This window comes from Polynucleobacter sp. UK-Kesae-W10, assembly GCF_018881575.1.
GTDB lineage: Bacteria > Pseudomonadota > Gammaproteobacteria > Burkholderiales > Burkholderiaceae > Polynucleobacter.
Map to the genome: position 1 here is coordinate 1 of NZ_JACVQB010000004.1, position 391 is coordinate 391.

The 391-nt window shown below is 51.9% G+C and carries 1 protein-coding gene; it reads left to right on the plus strand.

Annotated elements, in window-relative coordinates; translation table 11 throughout:
• On the plus strand, nt 1-391 hold a 391-nt coding region (locus tag ICN24_RS08910; protein ID WP_216223128.1), incomplete at both ends, for a hypothetical protein.

Genomic DNA, 391 nt, shown 5'->3' on the forward strand with positions numbered 1-391 from the left:
CTGACTATCGGTAAGGCCAACTTAACTGTCAATGGCGTCAATACCAATGTGAACTACAACGGTAGCGCCCAAACGAATAGCGCAGCCTCTATCGTTGGTATCCAAGGTACTACCGATGCCTTTACGATCAGCGGCTACGGTACCGGTACCAATGCCAACACGACCGCTTATGCCGATAACTTAGCGCTCACCCCAGTCGGTGGCACTTTAGCCTCGAACTACAACGTCACTTATAACAATGGCGGCCTGACCATCGGTAAGGCCACCTTAACCGTCAATGGCGTGAATACCAACGTGACCTATAACGGCAGTGCTCAAACTAATAGCGCTGCCAGCATCGTTGGCCGTCAGGGCAGTGATGACTTCACGATTAGCGGCTACGGTACTGGTA